General features: G+C 40.0%; 10 protein-coding genes, 1 rRNA gene and 1 pseudogene. 3 read left to right on the plus strand and 9 right to left on the minus strand.

The genetic code is table 11. The annotated features are described in order from the left end of the window. Positions 1-189: 189 nt before the first annotated feature. The 8 genes from HMPREF1254_RS03180 to HMPREF1254_RS03215 form a co-directional block, all read right to left on the minus strand. A complete protein-coding gene (locus tag HMPREF1254_RS03180; RefSeq protein ID WP_051331268.1) occupies positions 190-1041 on the minus strand; it encodes a sirohydrochlorin chelatase in 852 nt (283 codons plus the stop codon). Between the two features lie 62 nt (positions 1042-1103). Then, entirely contained in the window at positions 1104-2810 is a 1707-nt protein-coding gene (locus tag HMPREF1254_RS03185) for a leucine-rich repeat domain-containing protein (protein ID WP_023057214.1), read from the minus strand. 441 nt (positions 2811-3251) lie between these two features. Next, entirely contained in the window at positions 3252-4169 is a 918-nt protein-coding gene (locus HMPREF1254_RS03190) for an IS982 family transposase (RefSeq protein WP_023057210.1), read from the minus strand. A 147-nt stretch (positions 4170-4316) separates the two neighbouring features. Then, on the minus strand, positions 4317-6296 hold the full coding sequence (locus HMPREF1254_RS03195) for a glycoside hydrolase family 97 protein (RefSeq protein WP_023057215.1): 1980 nt from the start codon (positions 6294-6296) through the stop codon (positions 4317-4319). 433 nt (positions 6297-6729) lie between these two features. Beyond that, positions 6730-7764: a hypothetical protein gene (locus HMPREF1254_RS03200; RefSeq protein ID WP_023057212.1), complete on the minus strand. Its 1035-nt coding sequence runs from the start codon at positions 7762-7764 to the stop codon at positions 6730-6732. Next, positions 7761-10403 carry a magnesium-translocating P-type ATPase gene (gene mgtA / locus HMPREF1254_RS03205; protein WP_023057213.1) on the minus strand — a complete coding sequence of 881 codons (2643 nt, stop codon included), beginning with the start codon at positions 10401-10403 and terminating at the stop codon, positions 7761-7763. The genes HMPREF1254_RS03200 and mgtA overlap by 4 nt, the downstream gene beginning before the upstream one ends. Positions 10404-10568: 165 nt before the next feature. Further along, positions 10569-11939 carry a HAMP domain-containing sensor histidine kinase gene (locus HMPREF1254_RS03210; RefSeq protein WP_023057216.1) on the minus strand — a complete coding sequence of 457 codons (1371 nt, stop codon included), beginning with the start codon at positions 11937-11939 and terminating at the stop codon, positions 10569-10571. Next, positions 11936-12640: a response regulator transcription factor gene (locus HMPREF1254_RS03215; RefSeq protein WP_023057221.1), complete on the minus strand. Its 705-nt coding sequence runs from the start codon at positions 12638-12640 to the stop codon at positions 11936-11938. The genes HMPREF1254_RS03210 and HMPREF1254_RS03215 overlap by 4 nt, the downstream gene beginning before the upstream one ends. 834 nt (positions 12641-13474) lie before the next feature. Between HMPREF1254_RS03215 and HMPREF1254_RS03220 the strand changes: the two genes are divergently transcribed. The 3 genes and pseudogenes from HMPREF1254_RS03220 to HMPREF1254_RS03230 form a co-directional block, all read left to right on the plus strand. Then, positions 13475-16588 (plus strand): SusC/RagA family TonB-linked outer membrane protein, encoded by a 3114-nt coding sequence (locus HMPREF1254_RS03220; protein WP_023057217.1) that lies wholly within the window; start codon positions 13475-13477, stop codon positions 16586-16588. Between the two features lie 13 nt (positions 16589-16601). Beyond that, the gene (locus HMPREF1254_RS03225) at positions 16602-17972 is read left to right on the plus strand and encodes a RagB/SusD family nutrient uptake outer membrane protein (RefSeq protein ID WP_023057211.1); all 1371 of its coding nucleotides are present in this window, start codon (positions 16602-16604) and stop codon (positions 17970-17972) included. A 474-nt stretch (positions 17973-18446) separates the two neighbouring features. Further along, positions 18447-19289, plus strand: a pseudogene (locus tag HMPREF1254_RS03230) (IS256 family transposase, variant Zn-binding type); the annotation flags it as partial. 278 nt (positions 19290-19567) lie between these two features. Here HMPREF1254_RS03230 and rrf read toward each other — a convergent pair. Next, positions 19568-19680 (minus strand): 5S ribosomal RNA (rrf, locus tag HMPREF1254_RS03235). Positions 19681-19737 lie beyond the last annotated feature (57 nt).

The raw sequence follows: 19737 nt of genomic DNA on the forward strand, positions 1-19737 counted from the left end.
ATTCTTACAGGGAAATTCATTTTTTCCTGTGCAGTGCATACACCTTTATAATATAAGGAATGTAGTTGTGAACTATGATGTAAAGGCAGCAATTCTCTCTGAATTTAGAATGGTTTGGCTGCAAATTTAAGAAAAGATTTCGGATTAAGAAAAGAAACGCAAGATATTTTGCTAGCCATATACGTTTTTTTACTTTCTTTCTAACTTCTGCCAAGAAGTAGCACACTTAACTATCCAGTCGGCTACCTCATTATTAGCGTCAGGCAAAAGTCCTTTTTCACTATATACTATTTCTACATCTTTATCCTTAATAGCCTTAGCTATAGCTTGTGGCAAACCAAATCGTTGAGCCATCGTTTTAATACCCGATACTAAATAGATTCCTTGCAAAATGATACGCTTCTTCTTAGAAGCATCTAATATAGTAGGTATTATCTTTTTAGCAAACTCTTGCCCCATCTCCACAAAACCATGATAAGTATAACTAAAGCCTAAAGCTTTCTTTACATCATCATCTGTCTGTTGTATCAATACATTCCAAAAATCCATATACCCTTCATCGCCATGTGCTAAAAGGATAAGAGCTTCATCTTTAGGATTTTTACTTAAAGCCTTTACTTGCCTTATAATAGCATTACTTATAACATCGCTATAGATAAGTGTAGGACCTAATACTACCGGAACTTTTGAACTCACAAGGGTAGTACCCTCTTCTATAAGGTCGTGAAGGGTTGCCGGGTTATACTTATGCCCCAAAATATTAGGTAAATCCTCCTCTGTATGCGATGACGGGCTTATAAATACAGGCATTGCAAAGATACGATCTACACCCTCTGCCTCCATTTCTTTAATAACATTTGCTACACTTGGCTGGCTATATTCCATTAATGCTGCCCTTACACATGCAAAACTTGTTATTCCTCGCTGCTTTAACAAATTCCGAGTAACCCCTTCCAATGCTAATGCAGGCTGATTCCATTGAGGTATTCGCGCTCCATGCGCAACGATAAGAAGCCCATCTTTAGCACTTATCGTTGTCATGGCGCAAATAAAAGAAAGTAATATTAACAATATTCTTTTCTTCTTATAATGTCATTTTGTTCTTACTCTTTTATAGTAAAAGGCTTAGACTTATATTCATTAACTGAATAGTTTAAAATATAATTAAAGCTTTCAGAAGACAGCTTATAAGTACCAGCTTTGCTAAAGGTAAAGATACCATTATTATAAGTATAACAATCATCTGCATCTTCATCTTCACCCTGTGTAACTTCAAATTCCAACTCCTTATTCTTAGTAGTAAAGAAATTATGAACCATGCTATAATCTACAGTTTTATTATCTTTTACATCTACAGCAAAAGTTTGGAAACTAAGCTTTAATCTAAGGTCTTTAAAGCTCTTAATAGACTTAGCTATATTTACCATACCAATAGGGTTAATAGCATTATATTCTGCCTCTAAAGTTTGTAAATTTTCGTATACAGTGTTACCATCGAAGATAGAAGCCAAAGAGTTATTATTCACTCTAACCGACTCAAGATCTGTAAGCCCATTTAAATTGATATTAGCAAAAGGAAGAGGATTGTTATGGTCAGCTACATCTTTTCCACGCTTATAACCATTTACGTTAACTATCCATAGTTTTTTATATGGTGTCAAATCTACCTTCTGTAAGTTTTCATTACCTTGCAATGGAATCTTTTCTGTAGCTGCTGATAAAGTAATATTATCAGTGGTAGTAAATTTATTATTCGTTAAGTCCAAATTCTTAACCTTTTTAAGCTCACCTATATTAAGAGCAGAGAAATTATCACCTTGAATGTCAAGAGTAGTAAGTTCAGGTAAATCGCTCAATTTACAAGTGCTTTCAGAGAGATTACAGTCGCTTAACATTAATTCTTTTAACTTTTTACAGTCGGTTACTTCTGCCTTAGAAAGCCAGTTGTCATGAAAAAGATTCACATCAGTTAGGTTATCTAAACCACTTATAACTAAATCTTTCGACTTACCGCCACTTAGTTTTCTTAGGTTTAACACTTCCAGTTTAGGGTATGTTTCCTTGGTAAATGTAATATCATTAAGTGGTGTTTCTTCCAAAGTTAATGATTCAATATCCTTATTACCAGATAGCACCAATCCCTTCAAAGGCTTATTAGGCTCTACCTTAAGATCCTTTATGCCCGTATTAACAATGCCTACATACGATAATTCTGGATATTGATAATACAAGCTTATGTAAAACACATCATCTGTATTGCTTTTAATTAACTTTGGAAAATTCTCTACATGAATAGAATCAAGCTTTGGCAAATCGTGTATCTCTACCATAGTAAGATCGTTATTCGAAGCGTCTAAGCTCTTTCCATTTATAATAATAGTACGCAACAAAGGAACATTAGCTACACCAAACTTTCCTAATTGAGCGCTCTTAATATCAATACGCTCTAAATGTTTAAAAGTCTCCTTATCATCTGTTAAAGTAAAATCTTTTATACCTTTCTCCTTCCCCTCAGGACCTCTTAGCTCCTTTACTATGTAAGTTTTCTCTACTGATTTTGGTATAGTATCCCAAACTATCTGCAAATGATCATACTTCCATTCAGAAGGATTGTCAGAAGCAAAATCGGAAGAGATGTCATTTTTTGCAGCTATTTTTCTAAGTAAAGCCACCTCTTCCTTTACACAATTATTAACAGAAGATGGCATAAGAACCATTTTTGGAGCTAACTCGTCTTCACTACCACACGACTGAAATGACAACATTGCAAGTGATGTCATACAACCTAACAAGAATAAATTTTTCTTCATCTTTTGTAAACCTTTTTATTTTTCCTTATAATAATACGCAAATTTACAATCATATAAAATGCTAAACAATACCTAAAACAAATGATTAACACTAACGCTAATAATACGGAAAAGAAACAAAAATAGCTTTGTTTTTTACTAAAACTAACAACTTTATCGCGTTTTGCACGCAAATTACAAATACTTTAAAATACTATTAATTACTTTTAGGTATAACGCTACTTTCATTAACATATACTTTTAAAGAAAATTATATACTATAATAAATGTTTATTTATCAATTATAGAGCTTTTTTACAAAGAAAACAACATATACCCCAGTTCGGGTTAAGCCGTCTATATTTTGATAAGTTAGGAGCATTATTCCTTGTTAGAATCATGTGCACGATAATACATCCCACTCTATCATGAATGGGATATGATTTAGATAAAAAATGTTACTTAAAACAACGCCAACTGTTTAGTGTCTTCTATGCAATATCCCTGGAGAGCTTCTGGCTTGTTTTCAAAGAAGCAGTATGCCCCCAAGGCAGATACAAGATTCATGATAAAGTTTGTCACAGACCTATGGCGTGAATGTACAATTTGGGCAGTGTTTTTCAGAAGATCATTGATAGTTTCTATGATATATCTTTTGCGCAGCATCATTCTATCATAGAAAGTCATGAGTTTGTTTTTCATATTTACCCTGAGCCCCGTCACCAACTGAATACCATCTTCAAAAAGAAAGTCAAAAAGTTTTTGTGATATGTATCCTTTGTCAGCGAACATCTTGCCATACAGACGTTTGGCAAGAACCTTGAAAACCTTTGTGTCTTTGTCACTGACATTTGCTCCTGTAAGAACGAAAGCTATGATTTCCCCTCTGTCATTACATGCCAGATGAAGCTTGAATCCGTGACACCAGCCCATTGTTCCTTTCCCATTTGTTGCAACGCCTTTAAACACCTTGTTGGCATAGCGTCTAAGATTGTGGCATACAGGAATCATTGTTGAGTCAACAAATGTAATACCTGTACATCTTCCAAACGCACGCAGATTAAGAAAGAACATAAGAGGGAAAAACACCCTACTTTCAAGTTCAACAAAACGGTTGTAAGAGACAGCGTCAGGGAAGTACGTCTTAAAAGTCCCCTTGATGAAGAATAGATAATAGTGCTTGAAATTACGAAATGTTCCGAAATGGAAATACAATAAAATAGTCATGCTTTCGCTGTCGGACAAGGAAGCCTTCCGCCTTCTACGCTTCGTGGTATCGTCACCTAAAAGCAGTTTCCCGCCATTTTCAGCTTCAAAATGTTTGCAAAAATCATCTATAACACAGAATAATTCAGTAATTTTGTAATCGGTAGTCTGCATAAGTATATTTGTAACTGTTTGATTATTAACTATAAAGGCACAAAATATTTATGAGACTACCTTATTCTTTTTTTACTTTTTTTTGCGTTTTCTTATCCTGAACAGAGGTAACACTCCAAGAAAAGGAACGCTGTGAGAGATCTCTCTTTAATTCATTTTCATGGTGAAGCCACCGCCCGGAGCCAGGTGCACGGTGAGCTGTTTGTTGGATGGGAAACTGATGGTTTTCTTCACATAATCTTGCGCGAACTTGGTGGCATTGGCGCCATCAAAATAAGCTTCCGCACGGGTAGGAATGTCACCCAGCGGAGATAAGTCGATTGTGAGGTCGCGTTCCGTCCAGTTGTTGATAACGCCAACATACCAGGTATTTCCACTGCGGCGTGCCATGGCCACATACTCACCCACCTTGCTGGTCAAGGCGATAGATTGATCCCATACCACAGGAATCTTGGCAATGAATTCTGTACATTCGGGTTCTTCTTCGTAATGCGTAGGACTGTCACAAAGCATGTTGAGCGGAGAGAAGAATACGGTGTACATGGCCAACTGATGACAGCGGGTTCCCTGACTCATGGGATTGCTGTTAGAGGCATGAAAAGTTTCCTTGGTACTGTTCAACATGGCCCCCTGCGTGTAGTCCATCTGCCCGGCCAGCATGCGGACGAATGGGATTTGTACGTCGAATAGCACTTGATTGTAGGATTCAAGGGACGACCATTTGGTGTTCTCTTGTCCCTTGACACCTTCAAAGTTGATGACGTTCGGATAAGTTCTTTGCAGTCCTGTGGGTTTGAAGATTCCGTGAAAATCCACCAGCATGCGATATTTCGCAGCCATTCGGGCGGCATCATATAGGAAATTGACACAGGCTGCATCGTCGCGATCCATGAAATCAATCTTGAAGCCCTTGACCCCCATGTCACTGTAATGGCGGCAAACTCGCTCCATGTCGCGTGCAAATGCATAGTAGCCTGCCCACAGGATGATGCCTACATTCTTTTGTTTTGCATAATCAACAATGCCCTTCAAATCGATTTCGGGTACCACTTGGAAGAGGTCTGCCTGCAGATTGACGGCCCATCCTTCGTCCAAGATCACATACTCTATGCCATGCTTGCTGGCAAAATCTATATAAGCCTTGTAGGTTTGCGTGTTGACACCAGCCTTGAACGGCACTTTATACAGTCCCCAGTCGTTCCACCAATCCCATGCTACCTTACCAGGTTTAATCCACTCTGTGGAAGAAATGCGTGAAGGGGAGGCCAGGCGATACACCATGTCATTGTCCAGCAGTTGGCGATCATCCGTAGACACATTGATGACGCGCCATGGAAATTGTTGTTTCGCGGTGGCCTTGACAAGGTAGTTTTCGCGACTTTTCACAAAAAGTTGCAGCTTGTTATGGCCTTCTTGCCTAACTTCTTTGGGGTATTTGGCAAAGACACCACGCAGGGCATGACCCTCCGTGCGGTTGACGTACATGCCGGGATAATTCTCCAAATCGGCTTCAGTCAAACAAATTTTCACCCCATGGTCGGCTTCCACCAAGATAGGCAAGAACGCTAACTTATCCGTTTTAAGTTGAGAGAGGTGTCCTTGCATATAGGTATTCTCAAAAGAATTGTTGAATTGGTTTTCAAAACTGCCGTTGGGACTTGTATAAGGTACCAGGGACGACCAATCCTTGGCAAAGTTGAACTCGGCCTTTTCGTCCTTGACGATAATCTCTTTCTTCCGATCAGAAACGAACCTGTAGGCTACACCCTCATCGTATGCACGAAATATTAATGTGAATCCTTGTCTGAATTTCAATGCCAATTGGTTATAATAATCCTCAACAACCTTCTTTTTGTAAAACAAGGCGTTGATGGTGCCATGGCTCGTAGTGGTCTTTACAGACTGTACGATAGCATTTTCGCCAAACGATTTTCCTTGATCAAGGGTCAAGGCTATCTGTGAAGGAGCGATGAGTTGTTGTCCTTCGAGCGATAATAAGTAGGTAAGGTTCTTGTCGTTATTCACTGTAACGGTAAGTTTACCATTGGGCGAAACCAGTTTATACTGTTTCGCATTGATTCCCAGTGTGATTAATGGGAACACCAGAAGAAGTAATAATTTTTTCATGTGACAGATAATTATTGTTTAAAATGAATGAACAAATAAGAAAAGAGCGGTTCTACATAAAATGCCATTACATATCGTTTCATTGTTTCAACGGATGATTCCGTCAAATATTGTATTGCCCGGGAATTGTTTGTAAGCCTGCGAGCATGCCGTTCAAGCACCACACTACTTTTAAGGGTGGTTCTATAAATTACCACCGTAAAGTTTTTCTTATGTAAGTCTTTTTACGTTTTGTCATCTTGTGGACTCTTTTTATATAAAACAGGCTGCGCCTCAACAATTCAAACAAGTTTGATTGTATTCGACTTGCTCCGTTTTTGGTTCAATTTGCTTGTTCGTTCAGTCGTATAGCTCGCTATACTCCTTCACTCACAAACATATTGATCTCAAAAATAGTTTCACAATCAGTCAAAGCTAATTTATAGATCCGCCCCTAGAAGTGACAATACATCCGACACATTGCGACAGCAAAGTCGCCTTGGTTGTTTTTAATGTATTGCAACACTGGCTGTACACTCGCAGACTTGCTTATCTGTTTTTGACACGTCAGCTCTACCGACCCTTCTTCTCCCTGCTTGAAATGAGCATACTGTAAGGAAAGTCCAGCGTTCATCTTCCTTTTGTTATACACGCATCCTATTTCGGCATACCGATGACAGCCCGCGTTGACGTCGGTGTTCTCTGAATATTGCGCCATGAGGTTAAGACTTCCGTCATGACAGGTTCCAACATTCTGTTCGGCATATATCCACCAAACCGCGCTCGCCTTTTGGCGACACTCAGCCATGCTTCCATACTTCATATTGGCGACGCGCGAGGCAGAGTGATAAGCCGCACCCACGAAATAGGACGAGTGATGAATGCTGTACTTGAACTCTGCCACGTCAAAAACGCCGTCATTTTTAGGATTGAGCGTAAACGGCAGATTGTCGCGCGTCCAACCATTATACCCTCTTCCGTTGTATAACGCATTTCTAAACCTATACGCTCCCTTATGAACCTCAAAAAAGAGCGCAAGCCCACTCATAGGATAGTTGGCGATGGGATAGCTTGCGGACAATGTGGGAAAGATTCCACACGAGCTGTTTGTGAAAAGCGATGTACAGGCAGAGGTGAAGAAATCCTCGTTCACATTTCGCACGCCAGCAAACAGTTTGCAATGCTCCCATTCTTTAGTGTACCCCAACAGTGCGATGGCCGCCAAACAATTTTCTTCTTCTATGTTAGAAAACGTTTGATAATCATTAACGATGTTTCCATGCGCTCTCACTATATGAATAGTCGCAAGACCGAAGGATGAATGCCGCCCCGTGGGTATGCTTGCCTGCAGTCTGAGCAAACTTACAAGATTGCTTTTGCCGCTCTTTGTACATTGCCACTCGGTAGTATATTGCCCTGATACCTTTTGCGCAAGCCCCATATAATGAACGGCACAGCCCATCACAAGCAATAACATTTTCTTTTTCATAACCACCTTTTGTATTTGCGTATATATAAAACCTTGACACCTTGTGTAAGTAAACAATAACAGAACAAAATAACCAACAGCCAGGGAAAATAATTCCAAGGCAACGGTGTGAAACCTATCGAAGCACCCAAGTTGGTGAAAGGCATACAGATACCAAGAACCATGATGGTGAAAGTCATGAAGAGTACTGGCCACGATGCAGTGCTTTGCACAAAAGGAATTTTGCGCGTGCGTATCATGTGAACAATGAGTGTTTGCGAAAGCAGACCTTCCACGAACCAGCCCGACTGAAACAATGATGCCATGCCCACACGATTGCAATCAAACATCCACCACATAAGGGCATAGGTCGCGATGTCGAACACAGAGCTGATAGGACCTATCAGTATCATGAAATGACTGAGGTCTGAAGAATCCCACACTCGCGGCTTGCTCAAATAGTCTTTGTCCATACGGTCAAAAGGAATGGTAGTCTGAGAAATGTCGTACAGCAAATTTTGTATCAGCAGATGTATCGGCAACATGGGCAAGAAGGGGAGGAAAGCACTTGCCACCATGACACTGAACATATTGCCAAAGTTGGAACTGGCTGTCATCTTGACGTATTTGATGATGTTTCCGAAAGTTTTTCTTCCCTCTATCACTCCATCCTCAAGAACCATTAAGTCTTTCTCAAGTAAGATGATGTCGGCACTTTCTTTTGCTATGTCAACAGCCGAGTCTACCGAAATGCCTACATCCGACTCTCTCAATGCTGCGGCATCATTGATGCCATCGCCAAGGAAACCTACCGTATTGTTTTGTTTCTGCAAAATTTGTATGATTTCCACTTTCTGCATGGGCGTAAGTTTAGCGAAGAGCGTACCCCTCTGCACGGCCTCGTTTTTCTCCTCGTCAGTCATTTCTCTCAACTCTCCTCCCGTGTACATAATGGTAGAGTCGATACCTACTTGTCTCGAGATAGTTCTCACCACCGCGTCATTATCTCCAGACAACACCTTTATTTCTATTCCATGCGAATGAAGTTCGCAAATGGCTTGTGCGGCAGACTCCTTTGGCGGATCAAGAAAAGCAAGATACCCGATGAGAACCATCTCGCACTCGTCTTCAACCTCAAAGTTATTTTCCTTATCCAAAAAGGTCTTACGAGCCAACGCTAACACACGCATGCCTTTGTTGTTCATGTCTTCCACTATCCGCATGGCTCGTTGCTTTAGGCTGTCAGTGAGAGGTTTCACTTCTCCATCCGTTTCCGCATACGAGCAAATGGAAAGCATTTCCTCCACGGCACCCTTGGTGATGATTTGCCGTTTTCCTTTGTTATCCTCTACCACGACCGACATCCGCCTGCGCACGAAGTCGAACGGTATCTCGTCCACTTTGTGATAATTGTCGCTCAACGATTCAAGCTGCAACTCTTTTACATGTGAGAGGATGGCACAATCCATGAGGTTCTTAAGACCCGTCTGGAAATAGCTGTTGAAATATGCGTGCCGCAAAATTCTGTTATTCACATCCTCCGTTCCGTCGGCGTTTATATGTTGTTCCAACACGATATGGTCTTGCGTCAGCGTGCCCGTCTTGTCAGTGCAAAGCACATTCATGGCGCCAAAGTTCTGAATGGCGTTCAAATCTTTGACAATCGTCTTTTTGCGAGACATTTTTAATGCCCCTTTGGATAGGTTGGCGCTCACTATCATGGGTAACATCTCTGGCGTAAGTCCTACCGCAACCGAGATGGCAAAGATGAAAGCTTGCAGCCAGTCGCCCTTTGTGGCACCATTGACCAAAAACACGAAAGGCACCATAAAGAGCATGAAACGTATGAGCAACATACTCACTTTCGTGATACCTCTGTCAAAAGCTGTTGTTGCCCTATGCTTTACAACGTTCTTCGCAATAGTCCCTATATAGGTATCGTTTCCTGTTGCGAACACGATACCCTTGGCGGAACCGCTCAGCACGTTAGAGCCCATATAGCAAATATCCTCAAGTTCTATCTCGCTTCCAGAATGATTGTTTTCTTCTTGTATGGAGCAAAACTTTTCCACGGCATCTGATTCGCCCGTCAACGTAGATTGACTTACAAACAAATCTTTAGCCTCTACAATACGCATATCCGCCGGTATCATGTCGCCCGCCGCCAACATCACGACATCGCCTGGCACCAAGTCTTCTATGGCAATCTCACCAGTGTCATTCAACCGCTGCACGTAACAAGTGTTGGTGACCAGCTTTTGAAGTGCCTCACTCGATTGGTTGGCCTTCCACTCTTGCCAAAAGCGCAAGATGGCGCTTAGCACAATCATGGTTGAGACGATAATGATGGATGTCCAGTCCTGCTTGCCATGTGGCGCCGTGAGTACGTCCAGCACGAACGATATGGCTATCAGTACCGTAAGTACGCCTACAAAGGGGTTGATAAAAGCCTTGACGAAAGTGACGAGAGGATTCTTTTTCTGTTCATGTATCACCTCATTCTTTCCATATACAGACTGCCGTTTCTCCGCTTCTTCCTGTCGCAATCCATGTGTCGTGGTGTTAAGATAATGGAACACGGCATCTACCGGCTGCCGCGCAACCTGAAACACCTTGGCCGCGTTGAAAGAAACGTGAACACGTTTTGTTCTCTTCCACATATTATTAACGTTTTAGTGGGTTTATACTCCGTTTGCTCATTTGCAATGCAAAAGTAGTCTTACTTTTACATATGGGGTATTAGAGAACTATTAGAAAAAAATTAAAATTTAATTAGAAGGTGGTTCTATAAATTAGCTTTACAAAGCTAATTTATAGAACCACCCTTAAACGTGCAAAAGTTTTACTATGAAGGTGGTGCCAGAGCCTCGCTGTGAGTGAACTGCTATCTCGCCCCCGTGTAGCAATATAATCTTTTGCGTAAGAGCCATGCCAATGCCGTGTCCTTCCACTATTTTCTCATCCTCCCCGCGATAAAACAGGTTAAACAAATTTCTCTTGTCAATGTCGGTCATACCTTTTCCACTGTCAGACAGTCGAATGATAGACCATTCTTTCCAAAAGGATATTTGAACAGACGACAGCTTGTTATCCGAGTATTTGCAATTATTCTCTATGAGATTAGAGAATGCGATACTAAGTAAGTAAGGGTTGGCGTTAACGGTAACGCAACGCTCATCGTCGCTGTCTTCTTCATCAAATATCAGTTCTATGCTATAATCGGGATGACTACGGAGTATGAGTGTTCTTACATCAAGTAGAATTTCATCAAGCCTAACCTCTTTCATGCTGATTTGCTCACGCTGATAGTCAGCCTTTGCCAAATTGAGCAATCCATCAATCAACCGGCTCATGCGCTTGGCGTCGTGCAAAACATTTTGCATTGCGTCTACATACTGCAGCTCAGTTCTGCGTTTTTGTAAAGCCACGTCCAGCTCAGTGGTTATGGCTGCCAATGGATTACGAAGCTCGTGGGCTACATTGCTGACAAACATTTTTTGTGCTTCAAACGACTTTTCCAGTCGTTCGAGCAAGGCATTAAACGCAATGGCCAGTTCTCCCAACTCATCGTTTGCACATTTCACAAACAAACGGCGGTCTATATGTTTGGCTGTAATGTTCTCAACTTCTTCTACGATTCTACGTATGGGATTCAACGATAAACGGGCAAGAAGATAACTCACCACAAAGAGCAGGCTCAACCCTATGAGAAACAACAGGAAGAGCGTTTTGCGCAACTCAACCAAGTTGGCGTATCCATAACCATCGTAGGCGGCGGCAGTAATGACGTATGGCTTTCCCTTGAAGCGATATATCATGCCAATACTCTGATAAGCGCCCTCGTAAAAGGCTATTTGCTTCTGACGCAAAATGGCCCGTATCATGCCAGGTGTCTCTTTAACAATGTCGCTTTGTATGGCATCGTGGTAAAGCATCTTGAACTTCGGAGTATATACCGCCACCTCTACTTCATCAATAAACTTACGGTTATTAAGGTAAATAGATTGCATGGTTCGGGCATCAGTCTGCCCCGCCAAGAACAAATGCGCCTTGGTTACAGCCTCACTCCGCAACTGCCTGAAGAAAGTCTCGCTACGCGCTTGTTCACTCAAGAGATAGACCATGGTCAAGCACAACAAGAATACGGTTGCCGTTATAGCTGTATATTTTAAAGTTAGAGCAGTACGTATTTTCATAAAACATGCTTATCTGTCAGCACAAAACCTATGCCAGGCTTGGTATGTATGAGCTTTACGGGAAAACTCCGGTCTATTTTTTTTCTTAGATAATTGATGTACACATCTATGAAGTTCGTGCCGGTGTCAAAATGAGTGCCCCAAACCTTTTCCGCAATTTCTGTTCTTGGGATAATTCTATCGGCATGCAGCATCATATATTTCAATAAGTTATATTCCTTAGGCGTTAGTTTAATGGCGACACCACCTCGTTTACATTCATGCAGATTAGGGTTTATTTGTAAGTCAGCATAAACGATGTCAACCGCATTCCCCTCACTTTCGTCTATCTGGCTGCTGTTGCGCTTCAACAATACCTTCATGCGCGCCACCAGTTCACGCAAGTCGAAAGGTTTTACCATGTAATCATCCGCACCCACGTCAAATCCCTCTAATTTATCATCAGTAGTACCCAAAGCGGTCAGCATGAGAATAGGAACATGCTTATTTTTCATCCGTATCTCCTTGCATAAATCAAATCCATCAAGTTTTGGCAGGATGATGTCGGATATTATCAATTTGAAGTCATACTTATTGAAGAGCTGCAAGCCCATCATTCCGTCATAGGCCACCATTACCTCGTAGCCGTGTTCCTCTATACCCACCTTCAGCAAATCTGCAACTCTTTGTTCATCTTCTACAATAAGTATTTGTGGTATCATACTTGATGGATGAATTAATTCGACAATTTATTAAAGGGCGGTTCTATAAATTACCACCGTAAAGTTTGTTTTATGTCAGTCTTTTTACGTTTTGTCATCTTGTGGGTTCTTTTTGGTTCAATTTGCTTGTTCGTTCAGTCGCATAGGTCGCCATACTTCTTCACTCACAAACAAAATTACCTCAAAAATAGTCTCACAACCTGTCAAAGCTAATTTATAGAACCGCTCTAAATGCAGAAAGAGAATACGAACGGGCTTCACCCTGTCAAACAACAACGTGATGATGCGAAACGGTGCAAGGCAACGACAAAGCCGCTTCGCCCAGATGACGGCAAAAGTCACGACATGCACGGATGTTACAGTATCTCAATCTTCCCTGCAGAAACCTATAAGACAGGCAGATGCGCCCTGAGTCAACCAACGAGTACAAAGATAATCATTTTGTGCGGATTAGACAAGCATTACTTGTGCCAACATAAACTTATCAACCATGGGTAATGCCATCAACAACGAAAAGAAAAAGGGTAAACTACGCTTCATGATGATTTCTGATTTACGAATCTAACATAGCCTAACACAAAGTTCAAGCCAATGCCATTGCATATTGTTACAACGGACAAACCGAGCTATTATTGCATAGACTAAGAATTGGGTCAACCGGTGCGCTGCCACACTGTGGTTATTATGTTACGAACTACATCTAAAATATGTTAATTATTGATAATATTATTTGCTTGAGCTCATTTCGCTGGGTAATTATGAAAAAAAATAATATATCTTTGTCTACATATCTCTAATCTATTAATTTTATTTCAACTATAACAATTTAATATTATGTGTAAGTTTTTAACCTTTTTATTACAAGCTAGGAATGCTGCACGTGGCGTATGTATAGCAGGAATCTTTCCACTATACTCTGCTTCAGTATTCGCTGGGGCAGCATTATCATCATTGCCAAATCATAAGCAGTTGGTGTGGAGCCAAACGGATACTAAAACAATTCAAGGCACTGTTCAAGATAAAAATCATGAGCCTATTATCGGTGCAACTGTAATACCAAAAGATGGGAATGGCGGAGTAGTAACAGATGCTAATGGACATTTTAGTATTAAGATAAATACTGAACAAAATAAATTAATATTCTCATACATGGGATATTCTCCCGTAGAAGCAGATGTAACAGGAAAGAACAACATTGAGGTCACTCTTTTTGAAGATGTAGTAAGCTTACAGGATGTAGTTGTAGTAGGATATAATACTGTAAAGCGCGGTCAAATTACAGGATCTATTGATATGGTGAAAGGGGACCGCATAGCCCAACAAACTTCTGCTACATTGGAGGATCGTTTGCAAGGTAAAATATCCGGATTAATGATTTCTACTGGTTCAGGGCAACCAGGGACCGATGATGTAAAAATCAGAATTCGTGGAACAGGTTCCATTAATGGGTCAAATACACCATTATATATTTTAGATGGTGTCATGATTGAAGCTGGTCAGTTCTCCTCTCTAAACAGTGATGATATTCTTGATATTCAAGTATTGAAAGATGCCTCCGCAACAGCTATTTATGGATCACGAGGAGCTAACGGTGTTATTGTTGTCACAACAAAAAAAGGCATGGAAGGTAAGACTCAAATTAGTTACAACCTTAAATTAGGAGCTGCTATGCTACGCAAACCTAAAAGCAGGATGATGACTGGGGCTGAGAATATTCTTTATCAAAGTTACTGTGTTGCTCAAAATCCTAACTCAAAATCATTCCCGTTGATGAGACTGTTGGGATTAGAACAAAAAAAATCAGCTGGTACTATTACATCTGAAGAACTTGCAGAATTCAATGCAGGCGCAGAAAGACTGGCTACAGCACGGTCTACAGATACTGACTTTATAGATGAAATGACACATACAGGCTTACAAATAGATCATAGCCTAACCTTATCTGGTGGAACAGAAAAAACGAAATTCTTTCTTTCTGGCTCTCTCTTAGATCAAGAAGGTTCTCTCATCGGATCTAAACTGAAACGGTATTCTGCACGTATTAATATAAATCATCAAGTCAATAAAATCATAGATTTCGGCATCAATTCAAGTGTAGGCTATACTGACTCTCATTTTGCAGATCCATCCACTGGTGATGGAAGAATAGGTTGGACTAATCCATGGTTTACTTCTCTTTTAGCTTATCCTTACGAAAATCCAGACACATGGTTTAATGGTGACAATCCTACTTTAATAACAAAATATTTTAACAGAGAGAAAGATCTTCTTCGGTTACTTGGATCTGCTTTCATGAATGTTCGAATCACGGACTGGCTCCAGTTTAAAACAAATTTCGGTATTGATTATTACAATAGGAAGTCAATGACTTCATTAGATCGAAGACATCCAAAAGCTGCAAGCAACAATGGATATCTCAGACAAAGTACATCTGACACCCGACGCTACACTTGGACAAATACATTGAATTTTAACCAAACAATTCAAGATATTCATTCAGTAGCTGGGGTTGCTGGTATAGAGCTTTTTGATGGCACTTTCTCCAGATTTCATCAACAAGGTTTCGATTTAGACGAGTTTATGACTAATACACCTGCTGGAATTGGAGATAAAACAGGAACCTCAAAAAACCCTCCTCGAATTGGCGGTGATAAAACACACAGCAATTTGCTCTCTTATTTTACACAATGGAATTACACTTATGATAATCGTTACAATGTTTCTGCAAGTTTACGCTATGATGAATCTTCTAAATTTATGAAGAGTAATAAAGGAGCCTTATTTTGGTCGTTGGGAGCTGCTTGGGATATAGCTAACGAGAAATTTGCTGAAGATTATCAATTTCTGAATCAACTAAAGTTACGTACAAGTTACGGAACAACAGGTAATCAGGATGGTATTGCTGACTTTAGCTCGTTTGATGGGTACAATAAAGTAAGTTATAATGGAAAGCCAGGTTATACCAATAATGAATTGGGCAATCCAGAATTGAAATGGGAAACATCTGCACAATTTGATTTGGGGTTAGATTTTCGAATGTTTAGTAATCGGATAAATGGAACCATTGATTTTTACCATAAATCAACCAAAGATTTATTAATGTGGAAGAAGATTTCACAGTTGTCAGGATCTACTCAAATTCAGACAAATGCAGGTTCAATCTTAAACCAAGGTGTAGAATTTGCAATGAATGGGGTACCCGTAAGAACCAAAGATTTTGAATGGAGTGTTAATGCGAATATCACCTATAATAAAAATAAAATTACAGATTTAGGAACTTGGGCAAATAAAGACAACAAATTTATTGATGGAGATGTTCTTTATGAGATTGGTAAGCCATTAGGAACCTGGTGTATGGTTGAGTGGGCTGGCGTAAATCCCAAAACGGGTGAAGTGTGGTTCTACGATCAAAAAGGAGGAAAAACAGAAGATATTTCAGCAGCACCTGCTGTAGACAAATTTAAATCTTCAGAAGTACCATGGTTCGGAGGTTTTAACACAAGTTTATCCTATAAAGGATTATCATTGACAGCACAATTTACTTATGCACTCAATTACTACATCATGAATTCAAGTCGTTGGTACTTGGATAACCACAATTTCAATGGAAATAAGCCAGCTTATATGCTTGATATGTGGAAAAAGCCAGATGATATTACTAACGTCCCCAGATTCGATGCCAAAAATAATCCAAGTCCTTGGGCTTCACAATTCTTAGAAGATGCTTCCTTTCTGAAATTTAAAATGTTGCGACTTGCCTACACACCTTCTCGTATACTGATGAACAAGATGAAGTTTATAAAATCAATGACAGTGTATCTGCAAGGAGAAAATTTAGCAACATTTACTTCCTATCGTGGACAAGATCCTGAAGTAACTGGTGATACTGATTACATGACCTATCCATTACCTATTAATGTCACTTTTGGTTTAAATCTTAACTTCTAAAATACATATTCAAATGAAATATATTTATCATTATTTAATTATAGTAGGAATGTTGATTGGAATGATGTCATGTTCCTACACGGACTTGAAACCAACAGACAAAGTTGGCGATCATGAGATATTTAGCTCTGTATTTACACTTGAACAGGCTACCACTGGAATTTATGCAAAAATGTCTTTAAGAACAACTCTCAATGTTAGTGCGATACTATCAGACGATGTTTACAAAGGCGGACAAAATGGTGGCGCTGGTGACGACTCTTATCAATGGACTTATAGTGCTGCTACAGGTGACCACAATAACCTATGGTCTTCTTATTATGGTGTCATTAATATGGCGAATCGTGTACTTGAAGGTGCAAAAACAGTACAGGCAAACAATCAAGTTGAAGAGAAAATTAAACAAAATTGCATTGGGACAGCTCTATTTATTAGAGCATATACCTCCTTTGACTTATTACGATTTTTCGCAGATTTTGATAAAAAAGAAAATCTTGGCATACCGTACTCTAAGCAAAAAGTTGTTCTTGAAACACTCGGCCGTAACACTGTCGCAGAGTGTTATCAAGAAATGGTTAAAGATCTGGAAACAGCCATCCCCTTATTATCTCAGGTTGTACCAGAAACTCCTTGTTATGCGTCTCAGTTAGCAGCCAAAGCACTCTTAGCTCGTATCAATTTATACGCCCGCAACTATAACCTGGCTTATCAATATGCAGCCGAAGTTCTTAAACAAAAGCCTATAGTTGGCATCCAGAAATACCCAAAAATTTGGTCTGATGAGACTAAAGAAGAAATTATATTTGAACTTACGCGACTGCCTGGTGAAGAAACGATAGGGACTTTGTTTTGGAGTGCTGATAATAGTAGCTCTTTCGAACCATCAACAGAACTTATTAAAAGTTATGATGAAAAAGACGTACGTCTTCAGACCTTTATTGGTGACGGCGTTGATCGTGACAATGTTCCTGTGAAACGAGTCAATAAATACAAAGGCACAAAAGAAAATGTAGGCTTGTCCAACCAAAAAATGATACGATCATCAGAGATGCTTCTCATTATGGCTGAATGTAAAGCTAATTCGAACATCACAGAGGCCAATAGCCTACTGAACAAACTGCGACGTGCTCGCATAAAAGACTGGTCGGATAAAAATTACTTAACGAAAGAAGAAATTTTACAAGAGATACTCTTAGAAAGAAGAAGAGAATTGTGTTTTGAAGGTCATCGATTCTTTGATTTACGTAGATTCCATCTACCAATATATAAACCAATGATTAATAAAACGCTGGATGTGGACAACATTCGGCGAATAATGCCTATCCCATTAGCAGAGATGCAAGGAAACAATGTTATAGCAAATCAGCAAAATCCAGGATATTAATCAGTTTAATTTTTGGCGTCTGGCTCAAATTGCCGGCTGGTTTCATTCGGAATATTTAAGGATTTTATACCTTTACCCATGAAATCTGAAACATAGTGGAGATCCGCAGAGGAGCAACTCCATGAGGAGCAGGATTGTATAAAGTGTATCAAGTAGGAGGTAATCACTTATCTATGGTGTTTGCCTCCTACTTTCGTGTCTACAAAGCTCTCCAAACACCGTACTTATCATTCGGTATACAGTGAATTCGTGGCTTCATATCTCACTATGTGTAGCAAGTTATTCTCAGCTAACCGTCGAATTTCATCACTTCTATCTTATAATTGGAGGCGTAATGGACATTTGGTAGGCTGAAAAGCTCCAGACGTCCTTTATTTATTACCTTTGTGCCATTTGAAAACCTATGAATAAAAAACATGTGTATTCTGTGGCAGCTCAAATGTTAAAAAGAACGGTCATCGTCGGGGGATGCAAATGTATTTTTGCGGTGATTGCAAGAAGCAATTTCAAGGCGGTCGCCGCATTGACAGTACAACATTATGGCAAAGCTATCTGACAGAGAAACGAACCATCAAAGAACTGTCAGTTATGCATAAATGTTCGGAGAGAACAATACGCAGAAACTGAAGTTGGTAGCAGAGAGTTTTATCCCTTCCCTTCCTAAGGAAGCAACTATCATAATTGATACAACATATTTCTCCAGAACATTTGGTGTAATGTTATTCCAAGATGCAACTTCGGGAAAGATCCTTTATCGCAAATTTGTTAAGAATGAAACCAACAAGGAGTATCTCTCAGGACTTGAAGATATAAAAGATGGAGGAACAAAGATAGTGTCGGTAGTCTGTGATGGACACACAGGGCTTTTACAGGCTATAACCTCCTGCCCGGTACAAATGTGCCAGTTTCATCAATTGCAAATCATCAGAAGGCTTCTGACAAACAACTCTCATTTGCCGGCAAGCATAGAGTTGCTGGCATTGGCAAGGAAGATGTTTACCATCGGAAAGGAGCAGTTCTTAATGGAATTTGGTAAATGGTGTGCCCGGTGGGAGGATTTTCTGAATGAAAGAACGACTCTTATTTCAGGCAAGACCACCTATACACACAGACGACTTAGGACTGCCAAGAGGTCTTTAAGAACACATCTCAAGTGGCTCTTTTACATATGAAGAACATACGGAGGTAAACATACCGAATACAACCAATATGTTGGAAGGCTACAACTCACAACTTAAAAGAGCTTTACTGAACCATAACGGATTAAGCGGTACCAACAAAAAGAAGTTTATTGATGGATTTCTGAATATAACAAAGTTGACTGGAAATTGCCAGCCTACCATTTGTCCATTACAAACATCTGGAGCTTTTTCAGCCTACCAAATGACCATTACGTCTAAATGTTATAATCAAATATTAAACACTATCACTACAAATACCTGAAGACCCACAAATTATTCCCCAGGAAATTTCTACTGAGCCATAAACGATTCTGCCCATCCCCGTAGGTACACAGACCTACGATAATTATCCTAATTGGCCAAATAAATAAAAAAGCCTCCAAGACAATTTAGTCCTGAAGGCTTCTGTTTGAAAAAAGGCGGCTACCTACTCTCCCGCATTGCATTGCAGTACCATCGGCGCAAGCAGGCTTAACTTCTCTGTTCGGAATGGGAAGAGGTGGAACCCTGCCGCCATAACCACCTGATAAGGGGATGACGTATCGATACAAGCGAATCTAAGGGCATGAATAAATCACAACCAG

The organism is Prevotella sp. BV3P1 (genome assembly GCF_000479005.1).
Classification (GTDB): Bacteria; Bacteroidota; Bacteroidia; order Bacteroidales; family Bacteroidaceae; genus Prevotella.

Coding starts and splice junctions, on each gene's coding strand:
- HMPREF1254_RS03180 (WP_051331268.1), bottom strand. CDS start 1,041: ATGACAACGATAAGTGCTAAAGATGGGCTTCTTATCGTTGCGCATGGA.
- HMPREF1254_RS03185 (WP_023057214.1), bottom strand. CDS start 2,810: ATGAAGAAAAATTTATTCTTGTTAGGTTGTATGACATCACTTGCAATG.
- HMPREF1254_RS03190 (WP_023057210.1), bottom strand. CDS start 4,169: ATGCAGACTACCGATTACAAAATTACTGAATTATTCTGTGTTATAGAT.
- HMPREF1254_RS03195 (WP_023057215.1), bottom strand. CDS start 6,296: ATGAAAAAATTATTACTTCTTCTGGTGTTCCCATTAATCACACTGGGA.
- HMPREF1254_RS03200 (WP_023057212.1), bottom strand. CDS start 7,764: ATGAAAAAGAAAATGTTATTGCTTGTGATGGGCTGTGCCGTTCATTAT.
- mgtA (WP_023057213.1), bottom strand. CDS start 10,403: ATGTGGAAGAGAACAAAACGTGTTCACGTTTCTTTCAACGCGGCCAAG.
- HMPREF1254_RS03210 (WP_023057216.1), bottom strand. CDS start 11,939: ATGAAAATACGTACTGCTCTAACTTTAAAATATACAGCTATAACGGCA.
- HMPREF1254_RS03215 (WP_023057221.1), bottom strand. CDS start 12,640: ATGATACCACAAATACTTATTGTAGAAGATGAACAAAGAGTTGCAGAT.
- HMPREF1254_RS03220 (WP_023057217.1), top strand. CDS start 13,475: ATGTGTAAGTTTTTAACCTTTTTATTACAAGCTAGGAATGCTGCACGT.
- HMPREF1254_RS03225 (WP_023057211.1), top strand. CDS start 16,602: ATGAAATATATTTATCATTATTTAATTATAGTAGGAATGTTGATTGGA.